Annotated in this window: 20 protein-coding genes; 8 read left to right on the top strand and 12 right to left on the bottom strand. The window is 72.1% G+C overall.

Features of this window, described 5'->3' with window-relative positions:
* Nucleotides 1–39 precede the first annotated feature (39 nt).
* Nucleotides 40–2,118: a phosphate acetyltransferase gene (pta, locus tag AF335_RS24410; RefSeq protein ID WP_102920584.1), complete on the bottom strand. Its 2,079-nt coding sequence runs from the start codon at nucleotides 2,116–2,118 to the stop codon at nucleotides 40–42.
* 367 nt (nucleotides 2,119–2,485) lie between these two features.
* On the opposite strand from pta, the gene AF335_RS24405 reads away from it, so the two are divergent.
* The 3 genes from AF335_RS24405 (at nucleotide 2,486) to AF335_RS24395 (ending at nucleotide 5,245) form a co-directional block, all read left to right on the top strand.
* A complete protein-coding gene (locus AF335_RS24405; protein ID WP_102920583.1) occupies nucleotides 2,486–3,511 on the top strand; it encodes an ATP-dependent 6-phosphofructokinase in 1,026 nt (341 codons plus the stop codon).
* A gap of 453 nt (nucleotides 3,512–3,964) precedes the next feature.
* Nucleotides 3,965–4,345 (top strand): apotyrosinase chaperone MelC1, encoded by a 381-nt coding sequence (melC1, locus tag AF335_RS24400; protein ID WP_102920582.1) that lies wholly within the window; start codon nucleotides 3,965–3,967, stop codon nucleotides 4,343–4,345.
* 42 nt (nucleotides 4,346–4,387) lie between these two features.
* Nucleotides 4,388–5,245: a tyrosinase family protein gene (locus AF335_RS24395; protein WP_102920581.1), complete on the top strand. Its 858-nt coding sequence runs from the start codon at nucleotides 4,388–4,390 to the stop codon at nucleotides 5,243–5,245.
* A 121-nt stretch (nucleotides 5,246–5,366) separates the two neighbouring features.
* Here the strand turns inward: AF335_RS24395 and AF335_RS24390 are convergent, their stop codons facing one another.
* Nucleotides 5,367–5,792 carry a MarR family winged helix-turn-helix transcriptional regulator gene (locus tag AF335_RS24390; protein WP_221504780.1) on the bottom strand — a complete coding sequence of 142 codons (426 nt, stop codon included), beginning with the start codon at nucleotides 5,790–5,792 and terminating at the stop codon, nucleotides 5,367–5,369.
* Between the two features lie 130 nt (nucleotides 5,793–5,922).
* Between AF335_RS24390 and AF335_RS24385 the strand changes: the two genes are divergently transcribed.
* A complete protein-coding gene (locus AF335_RS24385; RefSeq protein ID WP_102920579.1) occupies nucleotides 5,923–6,432 on the top strand; it encodes an allene oxide cyclase barrel-like domain-containing protein in 510 nt (169 codons plus the stop codon).
* A 65-nt stretch (nucleotides 6,433–6,497) separates the two neighbouring features.
* Nucleotides 6,498–7,118: an NAD(P)-dependent oxidoreductase gene (locus AF335_RS24380; protein ID WP_102920892.1), complete on the top strand. Its 621-nt coding sequence runs from the start codon at nucleotides 6,498–6,500 to the stop codon at nucleotides 7,116–7,118.
* A 227-nt stretch (nucleotides 7,119–7,345) separates the two neighbouring features.
* Here AF335_RS24380 and AF335_RS24375 read toward each other — a convergent pair whose 3' ends face one another.
* The 8 genes from AF335_RS24375 to AF335_RS24335 all read right to left on the bottom strand — a co-directional run bounded on the left by AF335_RS24375 (nucleotide 7,346) and on the right by AF335_RS24335 (nucleotide 17,747).
* Complete coding sequence (locus AF335_RS24375) at nucleotides 7,346–8,221, bottom strand: NAD(P)-dependent oxidoreductase (RefSeq protein WP_102920578.1); 876 nt, start codon at nucleotides 8,219–8,221, stop codon at nucleotides 7,346–7,348.
* Between the two features lie 213 nt (nucleotides 8,222–8,434).
* Complete coding sequence (locus tag AF335_RS24370) at nucleotides 8,435–10,969, bottom strand: ABC transporter permease (protein ID WP_102920577.1); 2,535 nt, start codon at nucleotides 10,967–10,969, stop codon at nucleotides 8,435–8,437.
* A gap of 129 nt (nucleotides 10,970–11,098) precedes the next feature.
* Nucleotides 11,099–11,881: an ABC transporter ATP-binding protein gene (locus AF335_RS24365; protein WP_102920576.1), complete on the bottom strand. Its 783-nt coding sequence runs from the start codon at nucleotides 11,879–11,881 to the stop codon at nucleotides 11,099–11,101.
* Between the two features lie 461 nt (nucleotides 11,882–12,342).
* Nucleotides 12,343–13,341 (bottom strand): AraC family transcriptional regulator, encoded by a 999-nt coding sequence (locus AF335_RS24355; RefSeq protein ID WP_228773114.1) that lies wholly within the window; start codon nucleotides 13,339–13,341, stop codon nucleotides 12,343–12,345.
* Nucleotides 13,342–13,648: 307 nt separating this feature from the next.
* On the bottom strand, nucleotides 13,649–14,491 hold the full coding sequence (locus AF335_RS24350) for a carbohydrate ABC transporter permease (RefSeq protein ID WP_102920575.1): 843 nt from the start codon (nucleotides 14,489–14,491) through the stop codon (nucleotides 13,649–13,651).
* Nucleotides 14,492–14,774: 283 nt separating this feature from the next.
* Nucleotides 14,775–15,956, bottom strand: coding sequence for a cytochrome P450 (locus tag AF335_RS24345; RefSeq protein ID WP_102920574.1), 1,182 nt, complete (start codon nucleotides 15,954–15,956; stop codon nucleotides 14,775–14,777).
* 163 nt (nucleotides 15,957–16,119) lie between these two features.
* Nucleotides 16,120–17,184: a cobalamin-independent methionine synthase II family protein gene (locus AF335_RS24340; RefSeq protein ID WP_102920890.1), complete on the bottom strand. Its 1,065-nt coding sequence runs from the start codon at nucleotides 17,182–17,184 to the stop codon at nucleotides 16,120–16,122.
* A gap of 11 nt (nucleotides 17,185–17,195) precedes the next feature.
* Nucleotides 17,196–17,747: a hypothetical protein gene (locus AF335_RS24335; protein ID WP_146045615.1), complete on the bottom strand. Its 552-nt coding sequence runs from the start codon at nucleotides 17,745–17,747 to the stop codon at nucleotides 17,196–17,198.
* A gap of 224 nt (nucleotides 17,748–17,971) precedes the next feature.
* Between AF335_RS24335 and AF335_RS24330 the strand changes: the two genes are divergently transcribed.
* Nucleotides 17,972–18,475 (top strand): EF-hand domain-containing protein, encoded by a 504-nt coding sequence (locus tag AF335_RS24330; protein WP_228773115.1) that lies wholly within the window; start codon nucleotides 17,972–17,974, stop codon nucleotides 18,473–18,475.
* 147 nt (nucleotides 18,476–18,622) lie between these two features.
* On the opposite strand, the gene AF335_RS24325 is transcribed toward AF335_RS24330, so the two are convergent.
* Together AF335_RS24325 and AF335_RS24320 are read right to left on the bottom strand one after the other, a co-directional pair.
* The gene (locus AF335_RS24325; protein ID WP_102920572.1) at nucleotides 18,623–18,817 is read right to left on the bottom strand and encodes a DUF397 domain-containing protein; all 195 of its coding nucleotides are present in this window, start codon (nucleotides 18,815–18,817) and stop codon (nucleotides 18,623–18,625) included.
* Between the two features lie 10 nt (nucleotides 18,818–18,827).
* Complete coding sequence (locus AF335_RS24320) at nucleotides 18,828–19,682, bottom strand: DUF5753 domain-containing protein (protein WP_102920571.1); 855 nt, start codon at nucleotides 19,680–19,682, stop codon at nucleotides 18,828–18,830.
* A gap of 214 nt (nucleotides 19,683–19,896) precedes the next feature.
* Here AF335_RS24320 and AF335_RS24315 point away from each other — a divergent pair, with 214 nt between their 5' ends.
* Nucleotides 19,897–20,349, top strand: a complete 453-nt coding sequence (locus AF335_RS24315; RefSeq protein WP_102920570.1) for an ATP-binding protein — start codon at nucleotides 19,897–19,899, stop codon at nucleotides 20,347–20,349.
* A 177-nt stretch (nucleotides 20,350–20,526) separates the two neighbouring features.
* Nucleotides 20,527–21,330 (top strand): AfsR/SARP family transcriptional regulator, encoded by an 804-nt coding sequence (locus AF335_RS24305; RefSeq protein ID WP_170127799.1) that lies wholly within the window; start codon nucleotides 20,527–20,529, stop codon nucleotides 21,328–21,330.
* Nucleotides 21,331–21,369: the final 39 nt, after the last annotated feature.

Raw genomic sequence — 21,369 nt, 5'->3', positions numbered from 1 at the left:
GTACGGGGGCCGGACAGCCCCCGTACGACCGTACGGGTGTCAGGCGCGCTGCTCACCCTGCGCCTGGATGGCCGTGATGGCCACGGTGTTCACGATGTCCTGGACCAGGGCACCGCGCGACAGGTCGTTCACCGGCTTGCGCAGGCCCTGCAGGACCGGGCCGACCGCTACGGCGCCGGCCGAGCGCTGCACGGCCTTGTAGGTGTTGTTCCCGGTGTTGAGGTCGGGGAAGACCAGCACCGTGGCCTTTCCGGCGACCTCGGAGCCCGGCAGCTTGGTGGCCGCGACGGCCGCGTCGACGGCCGCGTCGTACTGGATCGGGCCCTCGACCTTGAGGTCCGGGCGGCGCTCCCGGACGAGCTCGGTGGCCCGGCGGACCTTGTCGACGTCCGCGCCGGAACCGGAGGTGCCGGTGGAGTACGACAGCATCGCGATCCTCGGCTCCACCCCGAACTGCGCGGCGGTCGCGGCGGACTGGATGGCGATGTCCGCGAGCTGCTCGGCGTTGGGGTCCGGGTTGACGGCGCAGTCGCCGTAGACCAGCACCCGATCGGCCAGGCACATGAAGAACACCGAGGAGACGATCTGCGCGCCCGGCGCGGTCTTGATGACCTCGAAGGCCGGGCGGATGGTCGCCGCGGTGGAGTGCACCGCGCCGGAGACCATGCCGTCGGCCAGGCCCTCCTGGACCATCAGCGTGCCGAAGTACGAGACGTCGGCGACGACGTCGTGCGCCAGCTCGACCGTCATGCCCTTGTGGGCGCGCGCCTTCGCGTAGAGCTCGGCGAAGCGCTCGCGCAGCGGCGAGGTGTGCGGGTCGATCAGCTGCGCGTCGGCCAGGTCGATGCCCAGCTCACCGGCGCGCTTGCGGATCGCCTCCTCCTCGCCCAGCAGGGTGAGGTCGCAGACGTCACGGCGCAGCAGCACGTCGGCGGCGCGCAGCACGCGCTCCTCGGTGCCCTCGGGCAGCACCACACGGCGGCGGGCGGAGCGGGAGCGCTCGATCAGCTCGTGCTCGAACATCATCGGGGTGACGCGGCCGGAGCGGGCCACGGAGATGCGGTTCGTCAGCTCGGTGGTGTCCACGTGCCGCTCGAAGAGGCCGAGGGCCGTCTCCGCCTTGCGCGGCGAGGCGGCGTTGAGCTTGCCCTCGACCGCGAAGAGCTCGGTGGCGGTCGGGAAGGACTTGCCCGGCACGGAGATCACCGGGGTGCCGGGGGCGAGCCGGCCCGCCAGCGCCAGGATGTCGGCCGTCGGGCGCTCGTCCAGGGTGAGCAGCACACCGGCTATCGGCGGGGCACCCGCGCTGTGCGCGGCCAGCGCGCCGATGATCAGGTCGGTGCGGTCGCCGGGGGTCACGACCAGGCAGCCGTCGGTCAGGGCCGGCAGGAAGACCGGGAGCATCGCGCCGCCGAAGACGAAGTCCTTCACGTCGCGGGCGAGCCCGGCGTCGTCGCCGAGCAGCACCTCGGCGCCCAGGGTCCGGACGATCTGGCCCACGGTCGGCGCGGAGAGCGAGGAGTCCTCGGGCAGCGCGTAGCAGGGCACGGGCAGGCTCGCGGCCAGTCCGGCCACGGCCTCGCGGTCGGCCGGCGCCACCCGGTTGACGACCAGCGCGACGACGTCGCAGCCCAGCGCCTCGTAGGCGCGGTAGGCGTTGCGGGCCTCGGCGCGGACGGCCTCGGCCTCCTGGTCCTGGCCGCCGACCACGGTGATCACCGAGGCGCCGAACTCGTTCGCCAGCCGGGCGTTGAGCGCGAGCTCGTCCGGGACGCTGGTGTCGGCGTAGTCGGTGCCCAGCACCAGCACGTACTCGTACTCGCGGGCCACCGCCAGGAAGCGCTCGACGAGCGCCGAGACCAGCTCGTCCGTGCCGCGCTCGGCCTGGAGGGCGGACGCCTCGCCGTAGCTCAGGCCGTAGACGGTCTCCGGCGCCTGGCCCAGCCGGTAGCGGGACCGCAGCAGGTCGAAAAGCCGGTCCGGGCCGTCGCCGTGGACCAGCGGGCGGAAGACGCCCACCCGGTCCACATGACGGGTGAGGAGCTCCATGACTCCCAGCTCGATGACCTGGCGGCCGTCACCCCGGTCGGTCCCGGTCACGTACACGCTGCGCGTCACGCGTGCTCTCCTTGCTCCATCGCCGTGTTCATGCGGTTTAAAAATTACCCGTTATGGTGGGCTTGCCCTCTTGACAATACCTGCGCCGCTGGTTAAGGCGCGCGTCAGTGCCCCCGATGAGGCTCCCCGGGCCTTCCGCCGCTGGTCAGAGGCCGGATGCGGCTCGGCCGCGCCTTGGCGCACCTTGGCTGCGGCTGGTCCGGGAGCTGATCCAGGGGCCGGTCCGGGTGGTCTGGCCGCCCCCGGCCCCGGACCGCGCCGCCTTCGTCCTGAGGCAGGATTACCGGGGGTTGCGCCACTACCCCCCGGCCCGTGAAACAATCGGTTCGGCTCACATGTACCAGTAGCGAGCAGGAGACACAGCCAGATGCGCATCGGAGTTCTCACCGCAGGCGGCGACTGCCCCGGCCTGAACGCTGTCATCCGCTCGGTCGTGCACCGTGCGGTCGTCGGCCACGGTGATGAGGTCATCGGCTTCGAGGACGGCTTCAAGGGCCTGCTCGACGGCCGGCACCGCAAGCTGGACCTGGAGGCCGTCAGCGGCATCCTGGCCCGCGGCGGCACCATCCTCGGCTCCTCGCGCCTGGAGCGCGCCCGGCTCCGCGAGGCGTGCGAGAGCTCCAAGGAGCTCGCCCGCGACCTGGGCATCGACGTGCTGATCCCGATCGGCGGCGAGGGCACGCTCACCGCGTCCAAGATGCTCTCCGACGCGGGTCTGCCGGTGGTCGGCGTTCCGAAGACCATCGACAACGACATCTCCTCCACCGACCGCACCTTCGGCTTCGACACGGCCGTCGGCGTCGCCACCGAGGCCATCGACCGCCTCAAGACCACCGCCGAGTCCCACCAGCGCGTGATGGTCGTCGAGGTCATGGGCCGCCACGCCGGCTGGATCGCGCTGGAGTCCGGCATGGCCGGCGGCGCCCACGGCATCTGCCTGCCCGAGCGCGCCTTCGACCCGGCCGACCTGGTCAAGATGGTGGAGGAGCGCTTCGCCCGCGGCAAGAAGTTCGCCGTCATCTGCGTCGCCGAGGGCGCCCACCCGGCCGAGGGGTCCATGGACTACGCCAAGGGCGCCATAGACCAGTTCGGGCACGAGCGCTTCGCCGGCATCGGCACCAAGCTCGCCGGCGAGCTGGAGCGCCGGCTGGGCAAGGAGGCCCGCCCGGTCATCCTCGGCCACGTCCAGCGCGGTGGCACCCCCACCGCGTACGACCGCGTGCTCGCCACCCGCTTCGGCTGGCACGCCGTCGAGGCCGCCCACCGGGGCGACTTCGGCAAGATGACGGCGCTGAAGGGCACCGACATCAAGATGGTGCCGCTCGCGGACGCCGTCACCGAGCTCAAGCGCGTCCCCGAGAATCGGATGGACGAGGCCGAGTCGGTCTTCTAGCCGCTCCGGACGCCCGCCCGGCGTCCTCCCGCAGGTCTTCCGAGGCCCCCGCCGACCAGGTCGGCGGGGGCCTCGCCGTTTCGTGAGCCATGCCACGTTTCGTGGATATGGCGGTAAATGCTGCGGCATAAGCGCTGTCGCACCGGAAGATCTCCGCTCCGATCGCGGACTTACCGCAGGTCATTTATACAGGGTCTTTTTGTTTAATACGCACTCATATTGCGTTTATCTCGGCACATGTCCGGCTCTTCCTGAACTTCTGTTACGTTCTTGATCATCTACGGCGCGCCCACCGGGTCCGCCGTACGCGCCGATCGGGGGATCGGGGGGATCGGCGGTCACGGCCCATGGGCCGGCACCTACCGCGCGCTTTTCGCGAACCCTCTCCGCCCGACCGGAAGAAACGTTTCTTCTGAGGGGGGTCCTCAGAGCGTGAACACAAGGGGGAACCGGGTGTCCGACCTCACCCGCCGCCGCATGCTGGGCCGTACGGCCGCGGTGGCCGCAGGAATCGCACTGGCCGCACCGGCCGCGCAGGCCATGGCCGCGGACGCCGGCACGCCCGCCACCGGGCACGAGCACGACCACCACACCGGCGGCGGCCACCAGCCGTTCGACGAGGTCTACGAGGGCCGTCGCATCGAGGGCCGGCTCACGGCCGGCGGGGGCCACCACGACTTCGGCATCGCCGTCTTCGTCGACGGGCGCCCGCTGCACATCATGCCGCGCGGCAACGGCTGGATCAGCGTCATGAACCACTATGAGGTCTTCGACTCGCCGTACGAGGTGACGCGCGCCGCCGTCCGCGCGCTGCGTGGCGTCAACCTCGTCTGAGCCCGTCCCCTCGTTCGTGACACGATAAAGGTCTGAATTTTTATGGCAGTTCGCAAGAACCAGGCAAAGCTGAGCAAGGCCGAGCGGCGCGACTTCGTCGAGGCCCTGCTGGAGCTCAAGCGCCGCGGCGGTTACGACAAGTACGTGGAGATCCACGACCGCTTCGTGATGAGCGACCTGGACGACCGGGAGCGCACGGGCCACGTCTCGCCGTCGTTCCTCCCCTGGCACCGCCAGTTCCTGCTCGACTTCGAGCGGGACCTCCAGTCCGTCAACCCGGCGGTCACGCTGCCGTACTGGGAATTCACGGTCAACCGCTCGCAGTCCGACCCGATCTTCGCCGCCGACTTCCTCGGCGGCAACGGCCGGGAGCGCGACGCCCAGGTCATGGACGGTCCGTTCGCCTACAGCGGCGGCCGCTGGCCGATCTACTTCAAGGCCGACGAGCGCCCCTTCCTGATGCGCGAGATCGGCAAGAACAAGGGCACGCCGCAGCTGCCCACGGCCGCCACGGTCGAGGCCGCGCTGGCCGCCCCGTACTACGACGAGGCGCCCTGGAACTCCACCTCCAAGGGCGGCTTCCGCAACCTCGTCGAGGGCTGGGCCAACGGCAACACCGGCCCGCACAACGCCGTCCACCGCTGGATCGGCGGGCATATGAACACGGGGATGTCGCCCAACGACCCCGTCTTCTGGCTGCTGCACTGCTTCATCGACAAGCTGTGGGCGGAGTGGCAGAAGCGCCACCCGAAGGTGCCGCCCTACCTGCCGGTGACGCCCGTGAAGGACATCGTGGCGCTGGACCAGCCCATGAAGCCGTGGATCGAGCAGGGCAAGCGGGTCGTCCCGGCGGACCTCATCGACCACAAGAAGTTCTACAAGTACGACACCGACGCGTAGTCGGGGCGGGGTCCCGGGGGGGGCTTCGCGGTGCGCCGTACCACGGTCGTGGTGCGGCGCACCGCCGTTTCCGGGGCCCGGTCGCCGCATGCCGTCGGTGGGCCAGCCGCCTATGAGCCGCCTATGAGCCGCCGTCGCGGAGCGTCCGCAGGATGCGTTCGAGCGCCCGCCGGTCCTCCGCCGACAGCGGGCCGCTCACGTGTGTGCGCAGGTGCGCGAGGTGCCGGGTGAGCGCCCGGTCCAGCGCCTTCTCGCCCGCCGGTGTCAGCACCGCCAGCGCGGCCCGCCGGTCGTCCGGGTCCGGTTCGCGGCGGATCAGCTCGGCCTCCTCCATGCGGTCCGCGAGCCGGGTGAAGCCGCCCGAGCTGAAGGCGACCGCGGTCGCCAGGTCGCTCATCCGCAGGGCGTGGCCGGGGGTGCGGCCCAGTCGCAGCAGCACCTCGAACCAGGTGTCCGGTACCCCGAGATCCTCGTGGACCAGCGGTTTCAGCCGGCTGAAAGCCTCCACGAAGAGGCCGTACAGCGTCACGTCGTCGTCATTCAGCATGCGCTCCTTCACTCCACCAGGGTCGCAGAAAGTCACCCGTCGGCAGAACCTTCTCTTGCAGTATCTGCTTCGGCAGACATATTGTCTGCCGAAGCAGATATTTCTTCCGCAATAGGTTTGGAGTCCGATCATGCGTAAGCGCGCGCTTCCCGCCCTGGGTCTCACCGTCGCCGCCGCCGGGGTCGTCGGTGCCGCCCTCGCCATGAGCCCGACCGCCGCGGGCGCCGCGAGCCCGGAGCGGACCGGTTCGCGCACGGTCACGATCGAGGCCGTCGAGCGCGGCACCTCGATCAACATGGTCGACGTCGCCCCGGCCGACTCCGCCCTCGGCGACCAGCTGATCGGCACCGGCGACCTCGTCGGCACCGACGGCCGCACCCTCGGGACCAGCAGCTTCCAGGGCATCTCCACCGACGCCAAGCCGCGCACGGCCGAGCTGCTGACCTTCGTCTACGACCTGGGCGACGGCAACAAGATCACCACCTCGGGCACCGCGAAGCTGAACGCCCGCGGCCCGGTCTTCGACGAGCAGTTCGCCATCACCGGCGGCACCGGCAAGTACAAGAACGCCCGCGGCCAGGTGCGCGTGCTCCAGGAGACCGTGGAGCAGGCGAAGGTCACCTTCGACATCCAGCTCTGACGAGCCCGCCCGGCCGGTCGCCGGCCGTGACCACTCCCGACCCGTACGACTTGGAGAACCCCCGCATGACCACCTCCGTCAAGCTCACGGTCCTCGGCGCCACCGGCATGGCGGGCAGCCGCGTCGTGGCCGAGGCGCTCACCCGCGGCCACGCCGTGACCGCCGTCGCCCGCAGCCACGACGAGCAGGCCCCGGCCCGGGACGGCCTGCGGCGGGTGTCCGCCGATGTCGCCACGGCGGTCTCCGGGCTGCTCGACGGCGCGGACGTCGTCGTCAGCGCGCTCCCGGCCCGGACCGTGCTGCCGCTGCTGCCCGAGCTGGTCGCCGCGGCGGGCGGCGCCCGCCTGGTCTTCGTCGGCGGCGCCGGCAGCCTGCGCCTCCCGAACGGCGAGCGCGTCATCGACCAGCCCGGCTTCCGCGACGAGTGGAAGCCCGAGGCGTCCGCGCACGTCGAGCTGCTGGACGCGCTGCGCGCGCTGCCGGAGGGCGTGGACTGGACCTTCCTGAGCCCGTCGGCGCTGTTCCTGCCGGGCGAGCGCACGGGGACGTTCCGGCTCGGCGGCGAGGACCTGCTGGCCGACGCCGAGGGCGCGTCCCGCATCTCCGGCGAGGACTACGCCGTCGCACTGCTGGACGAGGTGGAGACGCCCGCGCACCGTCGCGCGCGCTTCACCGTGGGGTACTGACCGGGGGACCGGTCGAAGGGTTCCGGGGGGTGAGGCCGCAGGAGGGGGCGGCCTCACCCCCCGGACGTATGCCGGGGGCGGCGGCGGACGCCTGACGGCGGGTCTTTCCCCTACCCGCCCCTTCCCGACCCGGGGCTCCGCCCCGGACCCCGGTCCTCAAACGCCGGACAGGCTGAAATCAGCCCGTCCGGCGCTTGAGGACACTGCGCGAGGCGCGAGCCCCGCCGTCACGCGGGTCGCTTCAGAAGCTCCACGACGCCCGTCACATCACCCGCCCCGCCGCCCTCCGCGACCAGCCGGTCCAGCAGCGGCCGCAGCGGTGCGATCAGCTCCCCGCTGACCCCCTGGTCCTCCGCCGTCCGCAGGAGGTTGCCGAAGGCCGCCGCCTGCATCGCCGCGTTGGAGACGACGCCGTCCGTGTAGTCGCCCGACTCGGCCTGCGCGGCCATGTGCGGGATCCCGGCCGCCATCGCGCCGATCCAGCCCGTCAGCATCGGCGCGAACTCCGCCGCCGGCACCTTCTCCGTACCGACCAGGGCCAGCGCGTGGAAGACGCCCGCGAACATCCCGTACATCCCGCTCAGCAGCGCGATGTCGTAGAGCGCGGCCAGCCCCGCGTCCGCGCCGGCGAAGTGCGCCGCGCCGAGCAGCTCCAGCGCCGGGCGGTGGGCGGCGAAGGCGTCCTCCGCGCCGCTGTAGAGGACGAACGCCTGGTCGGTGCCGATGCCCGGCGGTACGGCCATGATCCCGCCGTCGACGTAGGCGATGCCGTGCCCGGCCGCCCAGCCGGCCGTCTCGCGGGCCTGCGCAGGGGTGCCGTTGGTGAGGTTGACGAGGGTGCGGCCGGAGAGCTCCGCCGCGACCGGGCCCAGCGTCTCGTGGACGGAGGCGTGGTCCAGGAGGCAGACGACCACCAGGTCGCTCGCCGTCACGGCCGCCGCGACCCCGTCGGCGCGGGTCGCGCCGAGGGCGAGGAGCGGGTCGGCCTTGCCGGGCGTACGGTTCCACACGGTCGTCGGGTGCCCGCCGGTCAGGAAGGCGGTGGCCAGGGCCGAGCCCATGGCGCCGAGTCCCAGGACGGTGACGGGGGAGTTGCTGCTCATCTGCTCGCTCCTGAAGTGCGGTGATCCTGAACTGTCCGAGGGGGTGGCGCGCCCTCATCAGACTGCCGGGCGCCGCGCACCGCGCCAAGTACGCACAAAAAAGTGGGTGCTTACCCCGGGGTGGGTGCCGGCCGGGCGCACGGGAACGGCGGTGGGCCGGGCCCCTGGGGAAGGGGTCCCGGCCCACCGCCGTCACCGACGCGTCCTCGGGGCCTACTGCGCCCCGATCGACTCCAGCATGTTGAGCTTCGCCGCCCGGCGGGCCGGCCAGACCGCGGCCAGTACGCCCACGGCGAGCGCGATGAGCAGGAACACCGCGATCCGCGCCCACGGCACGACCATCTCGTACTGCGGGAAGGACGAGCGGACCAGGTGGCCGCCGGACCAGGCGAGGAAGATGCCGACCCCGACGCCCAGCACCGCGCCGAACATCGCGATCATCACCGACTCCAGCCGCACCATCTGCTTGACGCCCGTGCGGGCCAGGCCGATCGCGCGCAGCATCCCGATCTCCCGGGTCCGCTCGAAGACCGACATGGCGAGGGTGTTGACGACGCCGACGACGGCGATCACGACGGCCATGCCCAGCAGCCCGTACATCAGGAAGAGGACGTCCTCGATGCTCCCGGCCTCCGAGCGGCGCAGGTCGTCCTGGCTCTGCACCTTGATGAGGGGGTTGCCGCCGAGGGTCTCCTTGATCTTGGCGCGGAGCTCGCCGGCCTTGCCGGGGGCCGCCTTCACCAGCACCTCGTCGTCCCGCACCTTCTCCAGGTGCGGGTCCACGAGGGAGGGGGTGGTGAGGACGGCGGAGACGACGTCGTTCTTGGCGTAGACCGCGGCGACCTTCGGGGCGGCCTTCTCACCGTCGTAGAAGTCCATCGGCAGAGTGGATCCGACCTTCAGGCCGCGCTCCTTGGCGTACTGGTCGGAGACCGCGACGGTGCCCTTCCGCACGTCGGCGGGGGAGCCGCTGACGAACCGGATGTCCGCCACCTTGCCGAGCGAGGCGATGTCCGCGGCGTAGGCGAGCGCGGGCTCGTCGGACGACTGGAAGCCGACCGAGCGCAGCGGGACCGCGGCGGTGACGCCGGGCTCCTTGGCGAGGGTCCTGGCGATGTCCGTGGAGAGACCGCCGAAGTTCGCGGACGTCACCTTGTAGTCGGCCGTCAGGTCCTGCTGGCCCATCTTCGCGACGCCCCGGTCGGCGGAGACGGCGACCACGGTCAGACCGGTGATCAGGGAGAGGCCGATCATCAGCGCGGAGGCGGTGGCGGCGGTGCGGCGCGGGTTACGCAGCGCGTTCTCCTTGGCGAGCTTGCCGCTGACGCCGGTCAGCCGGCCCGTCGCCCTCGCGAAGAGGTGGACGAACGGGCGGGAGAGCAGCGGGGCCAGGACGATGACACCGGCCATGGTCAGCGCGGCGCCGGCCATGGCGATCTCCAGGCCGCCGCTGTCCTTGAGCGTGGTGACGTACAGCATGATCGCGACACCGGCGGCGGTCAGCACGGCCCCGAGTGAGTTGCGCAGCAGCAGGCCGCGGGGGGCCGGCGGCTGCTCCGCGGCGGCCAGCGCCTCCACGGGAGCGATCTTCGCGGCCTTGCGGGAGGGCAGCCAGGCGGCCAGGACCGTCACCACGACCCCGACGCCGAGCGCGGTGAGCGCGGACATCGGCTCGACGACCAGCGGCCCGTCGGGCAGGTCCGCCCCGGCCGAGTTCAGCACCGCGCGCAGGCCGGTGGCGACGCCGAGGCCCAGGACGAAGCCGACGGCGGAGGCGACCAGGCCCAGCAGCCCGGCCTCGATCAGCACCGAGCGGACCACCTGGCGGCGGGACGCGCCCACCGCGCGGAGCAGGGCGATCTCACGGCTGCGCTGGGCGATGAGCATGGTGAAGGTGTTGGCGATGATGAAGACGCCGACGAACAGGGCGATGCCGGCGAACGCCAGGAAGGTGTTGCGGATCGAACTGGTCTCCTTGTCGATCGCCTTGGACTCCTCGGCGGCCAGTTCCTTTCCGCTCTGGGTCCGGAAGGCGTTCTTCGGCAGTGCGTCGCGGACGGCGGCGGTCAGCTTCCGCTGGTCGGTGCCCGGGGTCGCGGAGACGACGAGCTCATTGAACTGGCCCCGCACGCCGAGGAGTTTCTGCGCCGTCGCGGTGTCGAACAGGGCGAGGCTGCCGCCCGCGCTCACCTTCGGGTCGTCGGTCTCCGCGATACCCACGAGCTTCTTGGTCATGACGGGACCGTCGATCGCCAGCCGGACGGTGCCGCCCACCTCGGCGCCGGTCTTCGCGGCGGTCCTGGCATCGAGGACGATCTCGCCCTCGCCGGCCGGGCCGCGGCCCTTGACGATCGGGTAGCGGCTGTCCTTGCCGTTCGCGCCGGGCACGAAGTTGGCGCCGGAGCTGCCCCATTCGCTGCCCGCGGGGTTGTTCTGCTTGTCGGCGACCATGACGGTGCCGCTGACGGACGGGCGTACGGAGGCCACGCCGGGCAGGGCGCGTACGGTCTCGACCACGCGGGAGTCGAGGGCGTCCTTCTCCTTGAGGGCGGTCGTGGGCCGGCCGGCGGTCACGGAGACGGCGACGTCGTCGAGGCTCTTGGCCATCTTGTTGCGGAAGGCGCTGTTGACGGAGTCGCTGAAGACGAGGGTGCCGGAGACGAAGGCCGTGCCGAGGAGGACCGCGAGCGCGGTCATCATCAGCCGTGTCTTGTGCGCGAGGAGGTTGCGCAGGGCGGTACGGAACATGGGTGTGGTCTTGTCCAGGGTTCGTGGGGGCGAGCCGGGCGGTGGTGGGACGGCGGCGCGGGCCGGGTGCGGGGCCGTGCGCACGAGGGCCGTGCGCGGGGCTGTGCGCGCGGGCCGCGCGCGGGCGCCTCAGCTCGTACGGCCCTTGGCGTCGAAGCGCTTCATCCGGTCCAGCACCGCGTCGGCGGTGGGCTCGCGCATCTCGTCGACGACGCGCCCGTCGGCGAGGAAGATCACGCGGTCGGCGTAGGAGGCGGCGACCGGGTCGTGGGTGACCATGACGATCGTCTGCTGGAGGGCCCGCACGGACTCGTGCAGGAAGCCCAGGAGCTCGGCGCCGGAGCGGGAGTCGAGGTTGCCGGTCGGCTCGTCCGCGAAGATGATCTCGGGCCGGGCGGCGAGCGCGCGGGCCACGGCGACGCGCTGCTGCTGACCGCCGGAGAGCTGGCTCGGGCGGTGCGTGAGCCGCCCGGAGAGGCCGACGGTGCCGACGACCATGTCCAGCCACTGCTGGTCGGGCTTCCGGCCCGCGATGTCCATCGGCAGCGTGATGTTCTCCAGCGCGGTCAGCGTCGGGAGCAGGTTGAACGCCTGGAAGACAAAACCGATCCGGTCCCGGCGGAGCCTGGTCAGCTGCCGGTCGCCGAGCGAGGCCAGCTCGACGTCACCGATCCGGGCGGACCCGGAGGAGACGGAGTCCAGCCCGGCCAGGCAGTGCATCAGCGTCGACTTGCCGGAACCGGACGGTCCCATGATCGCCGTGAACTCCCCCCGGCGGAACTCGACGGAGACCGAGTCCAGGGCGGTGACCCGGGTCTCGCCCTGCCCGTAGACCTTGCTCAGCTCGGTGGCGCGGGCGGCGACGGCGCCCGTGGGGGCCTGGGCGAGGGGGAATGCGGCCGCGTGGGACACGGGGCTCCTCCGGAGGGTGGGATGAGTGGGACGGGTGGTGCGAAGGGTGCGTCCGGCGGGCCCTGGGGGCGGGCTCAATGGCCGGAATCAACTCGTCCAATTCTCCCGGGCGGGGGGTGGTGGGGCCTCAGCCGTACGGCCTGAAAGGGGGGACGGCCGTAAGACCGAGAGGGGGGTGTGCGGGTAGTACTTGAGGGGGATGGGGTCGTTCTCTGGGGGCATGGGGGCGGGTGTGCTGGTGCAGTGCGGTGCGGGGTGCCCTGCCGGGGGCTTTCCCCTACCCGCCCCTTCCCGAATGTCCTCAAACGCCGGACGGGCTGAAAATCAGCCCGTCCGGCGTTTGAGGACACCGCGCGGAGCGCGGAAAAGGGGGGCCCGGGGGCGAAGCCCCCGGTTACGGGAAGGGGCGGGTAGGGGAAAAGGCCCGCCGCAGGCACACCCCCGCCCTCGCGCCCCCGCCGTCAGCCGCGCAGCGTCCGCGACGGCGCATGCCCATAAACCCGCCGATACTCCCCCGCGAACCGCCCCAGATTCCCGAACCCCCACCGATACGCCACCTGCGCCACCGTCACATCCGCCCGCCCCCGCGAGGCCAGCAACTCCTGATGCACCCGGCCCAGCCGTACCTCGCGGAGATAGCCGAGCGGCGTCGTCCCCAGGTGGCGGCGGAACGCCTCCTGGAGGGCGCGCGGGCTGACGCGGCCCGCCGCGGCCAGGTCGGCCAGGGTCAGCGGCTGGTCGGCCCGTTCCTCGGCCGCGGCCATCGCCCGGCGCACGGCAGGGTGCGCGACGGCGCCGGGCCGCTGCGCGTCCACCCCGTCCGTGATCAGCCGGTGGGTCTCCATCAGCATCGCGGCCGTCGTCCGGGTCAGCTGCGAGGCCACGAGCGGGCTGCTCCGGGCGACTCCCTCGCCGAGCACCTCGCGGTGCACGGCGGCGGAGATGCCCGCCCAGCTGCGCGCGGCGCTGGGCGAGGTCGCGCCGCTGAGGCTGAACCGGGCCCGTAACGGGCCCTCGACGCCGAGCAGGTCGGCCGCCGCCTGCTCGATCGTCTCGCGCGACAGCCGGACCGTGGTCATCCGGGCGCCGGGCGCCCAGTGCACCTGGAAGCTGCGGTACGGATCGAGGACGTACGTCTCGCCGGGCCCCACGACGCGTTCCTCCCGCCCGGGTGACATGACCTTCACCCGCCCGCGCACCAGCTGGCACACCAGCAGGTACGAGTCCAGGGGCTGCGGCGCGACCAGGGTCTCGGCCCCGTACTGCAGCCCGGACACCGTCACGCCCGGGAAGCCGCCCTCCGCGTACCAGGCGGAGAACTCCTTGGGGTCGCCGAGCACGCTGAGCCGGTAGGGGCTGTAAGCGGTACTGATGATCTCCCGCGTCTCGTCGAGGTCGTTGCTGAGGACGAGCGTGCGCATGTTGCCTGGGGCGTTGGGCCCCACGCCGGGTTCAGTCATGAGGCTTTCCTCGGGTGCCCGCGTTCTCCGGCCAGGAGCCGCGTTTGGCGAGTAGCCGACAGATGGCCCCGTTAGTACCGTTCTGCTTGGCCGCAGTCAAGGCAGGGGTTCTCCCCACAACGCTTTCGGGACAGCCCCGGCCGTGCGGTCACGGCCCTGGATACACGGGGGACATCCAGGGCCGGTCCAACGGAGGGGCGCCCCGCCGTCCGCGGACAGACGGCGGGGTTTCCTTGTGCCCGGGAGTGCCCGGGAGTGCCCGGGAGTGCCCGGGAGTGCCCGGAAGTACCTAGGCGCGCCGGGCGTGTCAGCCCTTGACCGCCCCGCCCAGCGTGAAGCCGCCGCCGAGCCTCCGCGAGATCAGCGCGTAGAGCAGGACCACGGGCGTGGAGTACAGGATCGAGAAGGCGGCCAACTGCCCGTAGGCGACCTGTCCGTAGTCGCCGAAGAAGGTGAAGACCGTGACGGCGGCGGGCAGCTGCTCGGGGGAGAGCAGCAGCAGGAAGGGCACGAAGAAGTTGCCCCACATCAGCACGAAGCAGTAGATCGCGACGACGGCGACGCCGGGCCCCATCAGGGGCAGCACCACGCGGGTGAGCGTCTGGAGCCACCCCGCGCCGTCGGTCCAGGCGGCCTCCTCCAAGGTCTTCGGCACGCCGTCCATGAAGTTCTTCATGAGCCAGATGGCGAAGGGGAGTTGGGCGGTGGCCATGAAGAGCGCCGTCCCGTACACCGTGTCGATGAGGTCGATCCGTACGAACAGGCCGTAGACCGGGACCATGACGGCGGTGATCGGCAGACAGGTCGAGAAGAGGATCGTCAGGAGGTAAGGGCGGTTGAACCGGGAACGGTAGCGGGACAGGGGGTAGGCGGCGAGGGCGGCACAGCCGACGGTGAGGGCGGTGGCGGAGCCGCACAGCAGGAGGCTGTTGAGCATCGGGGTGAAGGTGATCTCGTCCGTCAGCACCGCCGAGAAGTTCTCGGCCGTCGGCCCGTCGGGTGCCTTCACCCGCAGCCCCGCCTCGGCGTCCACCGACGCCAGCAGCAGCCAGAGCAGCGGCAGCGCGAAGGAGGCGGCGACGGCGAGGAGGGCGGCGTCGGCGGCGAGCCGGCGGCGGGCGCGGCGGGAGGGTCTGGGGAGCGTGGGCATGGCACCTCCGTACACGGCGGAGCGGGGGTCGCTGCCGGATACGTACCCACGCGGCGGGGGCGGGCGCTCAGCGGCGGCCCGGAGACCGCCCCTCATCCGGCGTGCCGCCGCTGATGCCCGGCGCCGGCGACGCAGTCCCGGGGACGTGTGCACGGATGTGGCGCACGCCTGAGGACGCCGCGGGTTCGACGGGGTGGGAAGCTCTCGGCCCGCGAGGCGGGTCCTACGGGTGTGCCGTGACCGGGAACCGTCCGTGGGCGGCGGGATCCGGGGAGGGGCTCGGTCACCAGCTGACCGGCAGGCTCCGCAGGCCGCCGGTGACCCGCTCCTCGTCCGCCGGCAGCACCGCCCACGGCTTGTGCAGTCCCAGGCCGGGAAGGCGCTGGGGCAGCCGCTCGCAGACGGTCCGCAGGGCGAACCGGGCCAGGTCCGCCCCCAGGCAGTAGAACTTCCCGTGACCGAAGGCGAGGTGGGGATTGGGTGCCCGGGTGATGTCGAACCGGCCGGGGCCGGTGAACCGGCCCGGGTCGCGGTTGGCCGCCTGGAGAGCGAACACCACCAGGTCCCCGGCCCCGATCAGGGTGCCGCGGAAGGGAATGTCCTCGCGCGCGTACCGGGGAATCCAGCTCCCGCCGGGGACGGCGAGGCGCAGGATCTCCTCGACGGCGCCTGCCGCCAGCGACGGATCGTCGTGGAGCGCCCGGTACTGGCCGGGGTGGGCCAGCAGGAACAGCAGCCCGTAGGCGATCCGGGCCGCGACCGTCTCGTGCCCGCCGAAGAACAGGTGCCCCGCCGCCTCGACGGCCTGCTCCCGTGTCAGCGGGCCGTGCCCCGCGAGCGCTCCCGCGAGATCGGTCAGCGCGTCGTCTGCGGGGTCCGCCCGTCGGCGGTCGATCAGCTCTCCCAGCCTGCCGAGGAGGGCGGCGCGGGCGGCTTCGGCCGCCGCCCGGTCGCCGGGCGCGCGGATGGCGTCCGACCAGGCCCGCATGCGGGCGTGCTCCTCGCCCGGGATGCCGATGAAGTCGAGGACCAGCCGGGTGGCGAACGGCTCGGCGACCATCCGGCGAAGGTCCGCGGGCGGCCCGGCGGCCAGCATCGTGTCGAGGAGCCCGTCGAGCAGGGCGACCGCCGGCTCCCGCCGCGCGCCCGGGCCGGGGCCGGTGAAGCGCGGCGTCAGGACCCGCCGCCAGCACCGGTGGTCACCGAGCTCGGTGCCGAAGTTCGACTGCGGTACGAACATGGCCGCGTCCCACAACCGCCGGGCCTGCCGCGGCCTGGGATGCGCCCTGCCGATACGCGCGTCGGCGGCGAGCTTGCGGACGTCGTCGTAGCCCGCCACCAGCCAGCCCCGGTCCCCGGCGGCGGTCCGTAGCGTCAGCGGCCCGGGGCGGGCACGCAGCGCGGCGAATTCCTCCGGCTCCGCCAGCGGCGACCCGCAGCGGAACGGCATCGGCCCGATGTCCACTCCGTACCCCTTCCTCGGACCTGTATGCCTACCCATGGTTGCGGCCAGGGGCATGCCGCGCACGCCGGGGAGAGGCCCGGGGCTTCTGACGGAAGCCCGTCCGGCGCGTCCGGGCGCGGACGGCCGCGGCCCCGCCGGCCGTGACCGGCGGGGTGGGGGCGGGTCAGCCGGTCAGTTCGCGGGCGGCCAGGGCGGTGCCCTCGATCCTGGAGCGGATCTTGGCGAAGGCGGTGTCGCGGGAGGTGGAGGTGTCGTCGGCGAAGGGCGAGAATCCGCAGTCGTCGCAGGTGCCCAGGCGGTCTACGGGCAGGTGGCGGGCGGCGGCGAGGACCCGGTCGCGGACCTCCTCGGGGGTCTCGACGCGAGGGTCGATCGGGTCGGTGACGCCGATGAACACGCGGGCGCGGTCGGGCAGGTGGTCGGCGAGGACACCGAGCGCCTTGTCCGGCTCCGGCTCGCTCGCCAGCTGGACGTAGAAGGCTCCGGCCTTGAGCCGCAGCAGCGCGGGCAGCAGGGCGGGGTACTCCACGTCGAGGCTGTGGGTGGAGTCCTGGTCGCCACCGGGACAGGTGTGCACGCCGATACGGGCCTGTTCGGTGGCGGAGAAGCGTTCGAGTACGCGGTTGTTGAGCGCGACGAACTGATCCAGCAGGCCGCCGCTCGGGTCCAGCTTGAGCGCGAGGCGGGCCTCGGTGAAGTCCAGCTGGACGATGTGCGCGCCCGCGTCCAGACAGCCGCGGATGTCGGCCTCGGCCTCGGCGGTGAGATCGTCGAGGAAGGCGCCGAGGGGGTAGTCGTCGATGCCGTCCGGCGGGTAGAGCAGGCTGAGCGCCGAGGGGGCGATGACCGCCTGCTTGACGGGGACGGTCGCGTGCCGCTGGGCGGCCCGCAGATAGCGGTCGGCGTGCACGGCGTAGCGCAGCGGACCCGAGGTGAGGCGGGGCAGCCGCCGCTGGTGGCCGTCGGCGAAGGGGATGACGGCGCCGTCGGGTGCCAGGTGGGCCAGCCCGGTGAGCGGGTAGGTGGCGAAGCTGGGTTTGGACTGCTCGCCGTCGGTGACGACCGGCGAGCCGATCTCCTCCAGGCGGCGGACGGTGTCGCGGACGGCGCTGTCCTGGGCGGCCGCGAGTTCGTCCTCGCCGATCCGGCCGGCCGCGTGGTCCGCCATGGCGGCGAGCAACTCGGGAGGCCGGGGGATGCTGCCGATGGGTTCGGTGGGGAGCCCCACGGAGGCCGGGGTCACAGCAGGATCTCCAACTGCGCCCGGCCGCTGTTCCCCCGGAGGCCGGAGAGGAGGCACTCCGTGGGCAACTCGGTGGGCAGTGCCAGGACCACGGTCCGGTGGGTGGGCTGCCCTTCGCCGCGCCCCTTGGTGACCTGGCCCGACAGCCTGACGGTGACCGCGCCCGCGAGACGGGTGGTGGTGCCGCTGGTGTAGACGATCGACGACTGCTTGCCGTCGGCGTAGGCGACGGTTTCCGTGATGCGGGGGTTGGACAGACCGTCGCAGGACGCGGTCGGCGACACGCCGTCCAGGGAACCGGTGGCCGGTACGGTCCGGCCCGGGGCGACGCCGCACGTGTACCGGGCCTCCGTATGGACGCGGGTCTCGCGCGGCACGAGGGTGAGCGGTGGGTCGTACTCGCTGTCGCTGTCGCCCACGCAGAGGACCGGCTCTCTGTGCTCGTCGTGCCGGCCCGAGTCGGCCAGACCGGCCGGGGCTCCCAGCCACGACGATCCCACCAGAACCAGGGAACTCAACGCCACCGCCGTACCACGCCTGCCGGTCATGCATCCTCCAGGGATTCCGGGTCCGCTACCGCCCGTGGCTACCCCCGGGACACCTCCCACCACCCCGGCCTTCGCAGCAGTCCCACGGCGCGCGCCCCCGACCGCGCGCGGGGTGTACGGCCCATGCCTCAAGCCACCACGGTGCGCGCCGCCACGGCGGGGTAGGAACGGCGGATCGGGGACAGATCCCCCACGGTCCACTGAATCCGATGGAAGGCGACCCCATGAGCGGAACCGAAGCGAAGCGACTCGTCTTCGCGATGCTGGACACGGACGGGGACGGGATCGTCTCGCGGGCCGAGTACGCGGCACGGGCCGAGCGGGTGGCACTGGCCTCAGGCCGCACCGCGGACGACCCGAAGGTCGTCGCCGCCCGCGCGGCCGGTGAGGGGGCCTGGAAGTCGATGGACGCGAACGGCGACGGAGGGGTGACCTTCGAGGAGTACGACGCATGGGCGGGCGCCGAGGCGTTCGACACGGTCTGCGAGCCGGTACTGGGCGCGCTCTTCGACCTGGCCGACACCGACGAGGACGGCGCCCTGACCCTCCCGGAGTTCACGATGCTCCGTACGGCCCTGGGGAACCCGCCGCGCAACATCGGAACGGCCTTCGAGGCGCTGGACACGGACGGGGACGGCCGAGTGGCCCGGGACGACTACCTGGCGTCGATCCGGGCGCATGTGACGGGCGGGAACTCGCCTATGGGGAAGGTGCTTTATGCCGGGTGATCGAGCGGGTTCGCCTTGAGACTGCGTGTCAGTGCGCGCACTCGTTGCCGTCCGTCGAGAACGACGATTTCTGCCACCGCATGTCTGTCCCTCCGCAGTTGGTGGATGAGGCGGCTTGCACCCCCTCCGTGTCGGGCGCCGCCAGGGTCAGGTGATGCGGTCGAGCCTTCCGGCCTTTATCTCTCTGACGAGGAGGGCCGCGCCGATGCGGCCGGTCGACACGGTCAGGGCGGCGTGCTCACTTTCCCGTATCTCGACGACTCCCTGCCGCGCGCTGAGTTCCAGGCAGTTGTTGCCGCCCCCCGCGCAGAACGATGACTTCTGCCAAAAATTCGTCCGCATTCCGGATTCCTCACAATTCGCGTGCGATATGGCGGATGAGGTCCCGCGACTTCTTGACGGTCAGCGTACGCTCCTGCATGGCCGACAGAATCTGCTGATAGGCGCGGAGTTGGGGTGCCGCGTCCAGGAACACGGGCCCGTGGGCCGAGTCGAGGTGGACCGTGTCGAGTGCGGGTACCGGGCCGGCTGCGTAGAGGACGGCCTGGCCGGATCCCGCGAAGCCGTCGGCCTCGAAGGGCAGGACGCGGACGGTGCAGTTCGGGCGCTCGGACACCTCCAGCAAGTGCGCGAGCTGCGCGCGGGTCACGTCGCGCCCGCCGAAGCGCATACGCAAGGCCGCTTCGTGGATCAGCGCGGTGAATTCCGGTGCGTTCTCGCCGTCCAAGATCCCTGAGCGCCTGATCCGGTGGGCGACCCTGGCCTCGCGGTCCGCCTTGGTCAGCTGCTGGGCGACACCGGACTCGAATACCGCCCGTGCGTAGTCCACGGTCTGGGTGAGGCCCGGAACATGGCTGATCTGATAAGTGTGCAGGCCGGTTGATTTGTGCTCCAGTTCCGTGAGGTCCAGGAAACCATCCGGAAGTACGCCCCGGTACTCCTCCCACCAGCCCCTGCCTCTGTCGGCGGCCATCTGGACCAGCGCGTCCACGTATCTCCGGTCCGTACAGCCGTAGCCGCGAGCGAGAGTGCGAATCCGGTCCGGGCCCACGCCCGACCGCGCCGTCTCCAGGTGGCTGATCTTCGTGTGGTCGATGTCCAGAAGCGCCGCTGCCGCACGCGCGGTAAGGCCGGTCGCCTCTCTCATCTTGCGCAGTTCGGCGCCGATGCGGCGCTGGCGGGCGGTTGTCGCTGTCCTCGGTGGCATGGCGGCAAGTCTGCCCGTACGGGTGACATCGGTCCATGCGGAGCTATGTAGATACGAGATTCGTAGCTATGTAGCTCCTTCATGCCCTATCGTCGTTCGTGCGTCGCTGCGGCGGTATCAAGTGCCGTCCGCTGCTGGCCAGTTGATGGCCTGGTGCTCGAAGTTCCAGGTCTGAAAGTCGCGCGTGGCCCCACACCTTCAGGGAGACGACGTCATGACCGATCTCGCGCCCCTCGCCCTCGCTACTCTCGATGCTCCGGTTCCGGAAGACACCCGCACCTACCACCTCACGGCCCCCGCCGACCCCGCGACCGCTTGTCTCGCCCGGCGGTTCGTCACCCTCGCGTTGCACGCGACCGGTCACCCCGGCCTCGTCGACGACGCCTGCGTCTGTGTGTCCGACCTCGTGGCGAACGTCGTCGGGCACGCGCGCGTACCGGACCTCGGGGTGGAGGTGAGCGTGTTCCGGGAAGGGCGGGCCGTGGTCGGCGTACGGGACCGGGATCCCGGACGGCTGCCCTGGTCGCGGCGGCCCGCGGTGGACGAGGAGGGCGGGCGGGGGCTGATGCTCGTGCGCGGGCTCTCCCACGCGTCCGGTGTCAGCTGGGTCTGGGACGGGCTCGACCTCGTGGGCAAGGAGGTCTGGTTCGAACTGCGGGACCGTTGAGGTGAGCGGGGTGCTTCCGCCCATGAAGTCCGGGCCGCGCCCGAGCGGAAGGGCTGTCCGGGGAAGCCCCCGCCCCGAACCGGGCGTCCCCGCCTATCCCTTGGCATCCCTCGACAAACCGGGCATCCTCAGGAAGGGTACGCGGCACCCGCGCGACGTGCCCGGTTGGGGGGGATCATGTCCGGCATCAGAAGTGACACGGCAGACATCCCGGCGCAGCGGGGAGCGCCGCCCGCGCGGCCCGCGCGGCCCGCCCCGCCGGACCGCCCGCACCTCGCCCTCCGCCTCCTCGGCGGCTTCCGGCTCGCCCTCGACGGCCACGACGTGGTGCTCCCCGCCGGTGCCCAGCGTCTCGTCGCCGTGCTCGCCCTGCGCGGCCGGCTCGGCCGCAGCCGCCTCGCGGGCACCCTGTGGCCGGAGACCGAGCAGCACCGGGCCCTGGCGCGGCTGCGCACCGCGATCTGGCGGGTCAACCAGGCGGCACCGGGGCTGGTCGTCGGCGCGGGCGCCCAGGTCGCCCTGGACGCGCGCGCGGACGTGGACGTGTCCGTGCTCGTCGACCACGCGCTGCGGGTGTTCCGGGGCGGGGAGGCCGACCCGGCCACGGTCTGGTCCTCGGAGGGCGCGGGCGCGGACCTGCTGCCGGACTGGACGGACGAGTGGCTGACCGACGACCGCGAGCGGCTGCGCCAGATGCGGCTGCACGTCATGGAGCGGATGGTCGAGAGCCTCTGCGAGGCGGGCCGGTTCGGGCTCGCCATCGAGTTCGCGCTGCGGGTGGTGCGTGCCGACGTCCTGCGGGAGAGCGCCCACCGCGCGCTGGTGCGCGCCCATCTCGCGGAGGGCAACGTCGGCGAGGCCGTGCGCGCGTACGGGACGTGTGTGGAGATCCTCCGGCGCGAGCTGGGGGTGGGGCCCTCCAGGGCGACCAGCGAGCTGCTCGCGGACCGCGCCCGTACGACCGCGCCCCCGGCCCCCTGAGCGTACGACCGTGCCCCGCACTCCTCGGAAGGGGTGCGG

It is taken from the genome of Streptomyces eurocidicus, from assembly GCF_002891295.1.
Lineage (GTDB): Bacteria > Actinomycetota > Actinomycetes > Streptomycetales > Streptomycetaceae > Streptomyces > Streptomyces eurocidicus.
The sequence above is the reverse complement of the archived record's forward strand: the minus strand, read 5'-3'. Positions and strand labels throughout refer to the sequence as shown.

Excerpts from the sequence above, each read along its gene's own strand:
- AF335_RS24405 (WP_102920583.1), top strand. The coding sequence starts at position 2,486 with ATGCGCATCGGAGTTCTCACCGCAGGCGGCGACTGCCCCGGCCTGAAC.
- AF335_RS24395 (WP_102920581.1), top strand. The coding sequence starts at position 4,388 with ATGGCAGTTCGCAAGAACCAGGCAAAGCTGAGCAAGGCCGAGCGGCGC.
- AF335_RS24390 (WP_221504780.1), bottom strand. The coding sequence starts at position 5,792 with ATGCTGAATGACGACGACGTGACGCTGTACGGCCTCTTCGTGGAGGCT.
- AF335_RS24385 (WP_102920579.1), top strand. The coding sequence starts at position 5,923 with ATGCGTAAGCGCGCGCTTCCCGCCCTGGGTCTCACCGTCGCCGCCGCC.
- AF335_RS24380 (WP_102920892.1), top strand. The coding sequence starts at position 6,498 with ATGACCACCTCCGTCAAGCTCACGGTCCTCGGCGCCACCGGCATGGCG.
- AF335_RS24375 (WP_102920578.1), bottom strand. The coding sequence starts at position 8,221 with ATGAGCAGCAACTCCCCCGTCACCGTCCTGGGACTCGGCGCCATGGGC.
- AF335_RS24370 (WP_102920577.1), bottom strand. The coding sequence starts at position 10,969 with ATGTTCCGTACCGCCCTGCGCAACCTCCTCGCGCACAAGACACGGCTG.
- AF335_RS24355 (WP_228773114.1), bottom strand. The coding sequence starts at position 13,341 with ATGACTGAACCCGGCGTGGGGCCCAACGCCCCAGGCAACATGCGCACG.
- AF335_RS24350 (WP_102920575.1), bottom strand. The coding sequence starts at position 14,491 with ATGCCCACGCTCCCCAGACCCTCCCGCCGCGCCCGCCGCCGGCTCGCC.
- AF335_RS24335 (WP_146045615.1), bottom strand. The coding sequence starts at position 17,747 with ATGACCGGCAGGCGTGGTACGGCGGTGGCGTTGAGTTCCCTGGTTCTG.
- AF335_RS24330 (WP_228773115.1), top strand. The coding sequence starts at position 17,972 with ATGAGCGGAACCGAAGCGAAGCGACTCGTCTTCGCGATGCTGGACACG.
- AF335_RS24325 (WP_102920572.1), bottom strand. The coding sequence starts at position 18,817 with ATGCGGACGAATTTTTGGCAGAAGTCATCGTTCTGCGCGGGGGGCGGC.
- AF335_RS24320 (WP_102920571.1), bottom strand. The coding sequence starts at position 19,682 with ATGCCACCGAGGACAGCGACAACCGCCCGCCAGCGCCGCATCGGCGCC.
- AF335_RS24315 (WP_102920570.1), top strand. The coding sequence starts at position 19,897 with ATGACCGATCTCGCGCCCCTCGCCCTCGCTACTCTCGATGCTCCGGTT.
- AF335_RS24305 (WP_170127799.1), top strand. The coding sequence starts at position 20,527 with ATGTCCGGCATCAGAAGTGACACGGCAGACATCCCGGCGCAGCGGGGA.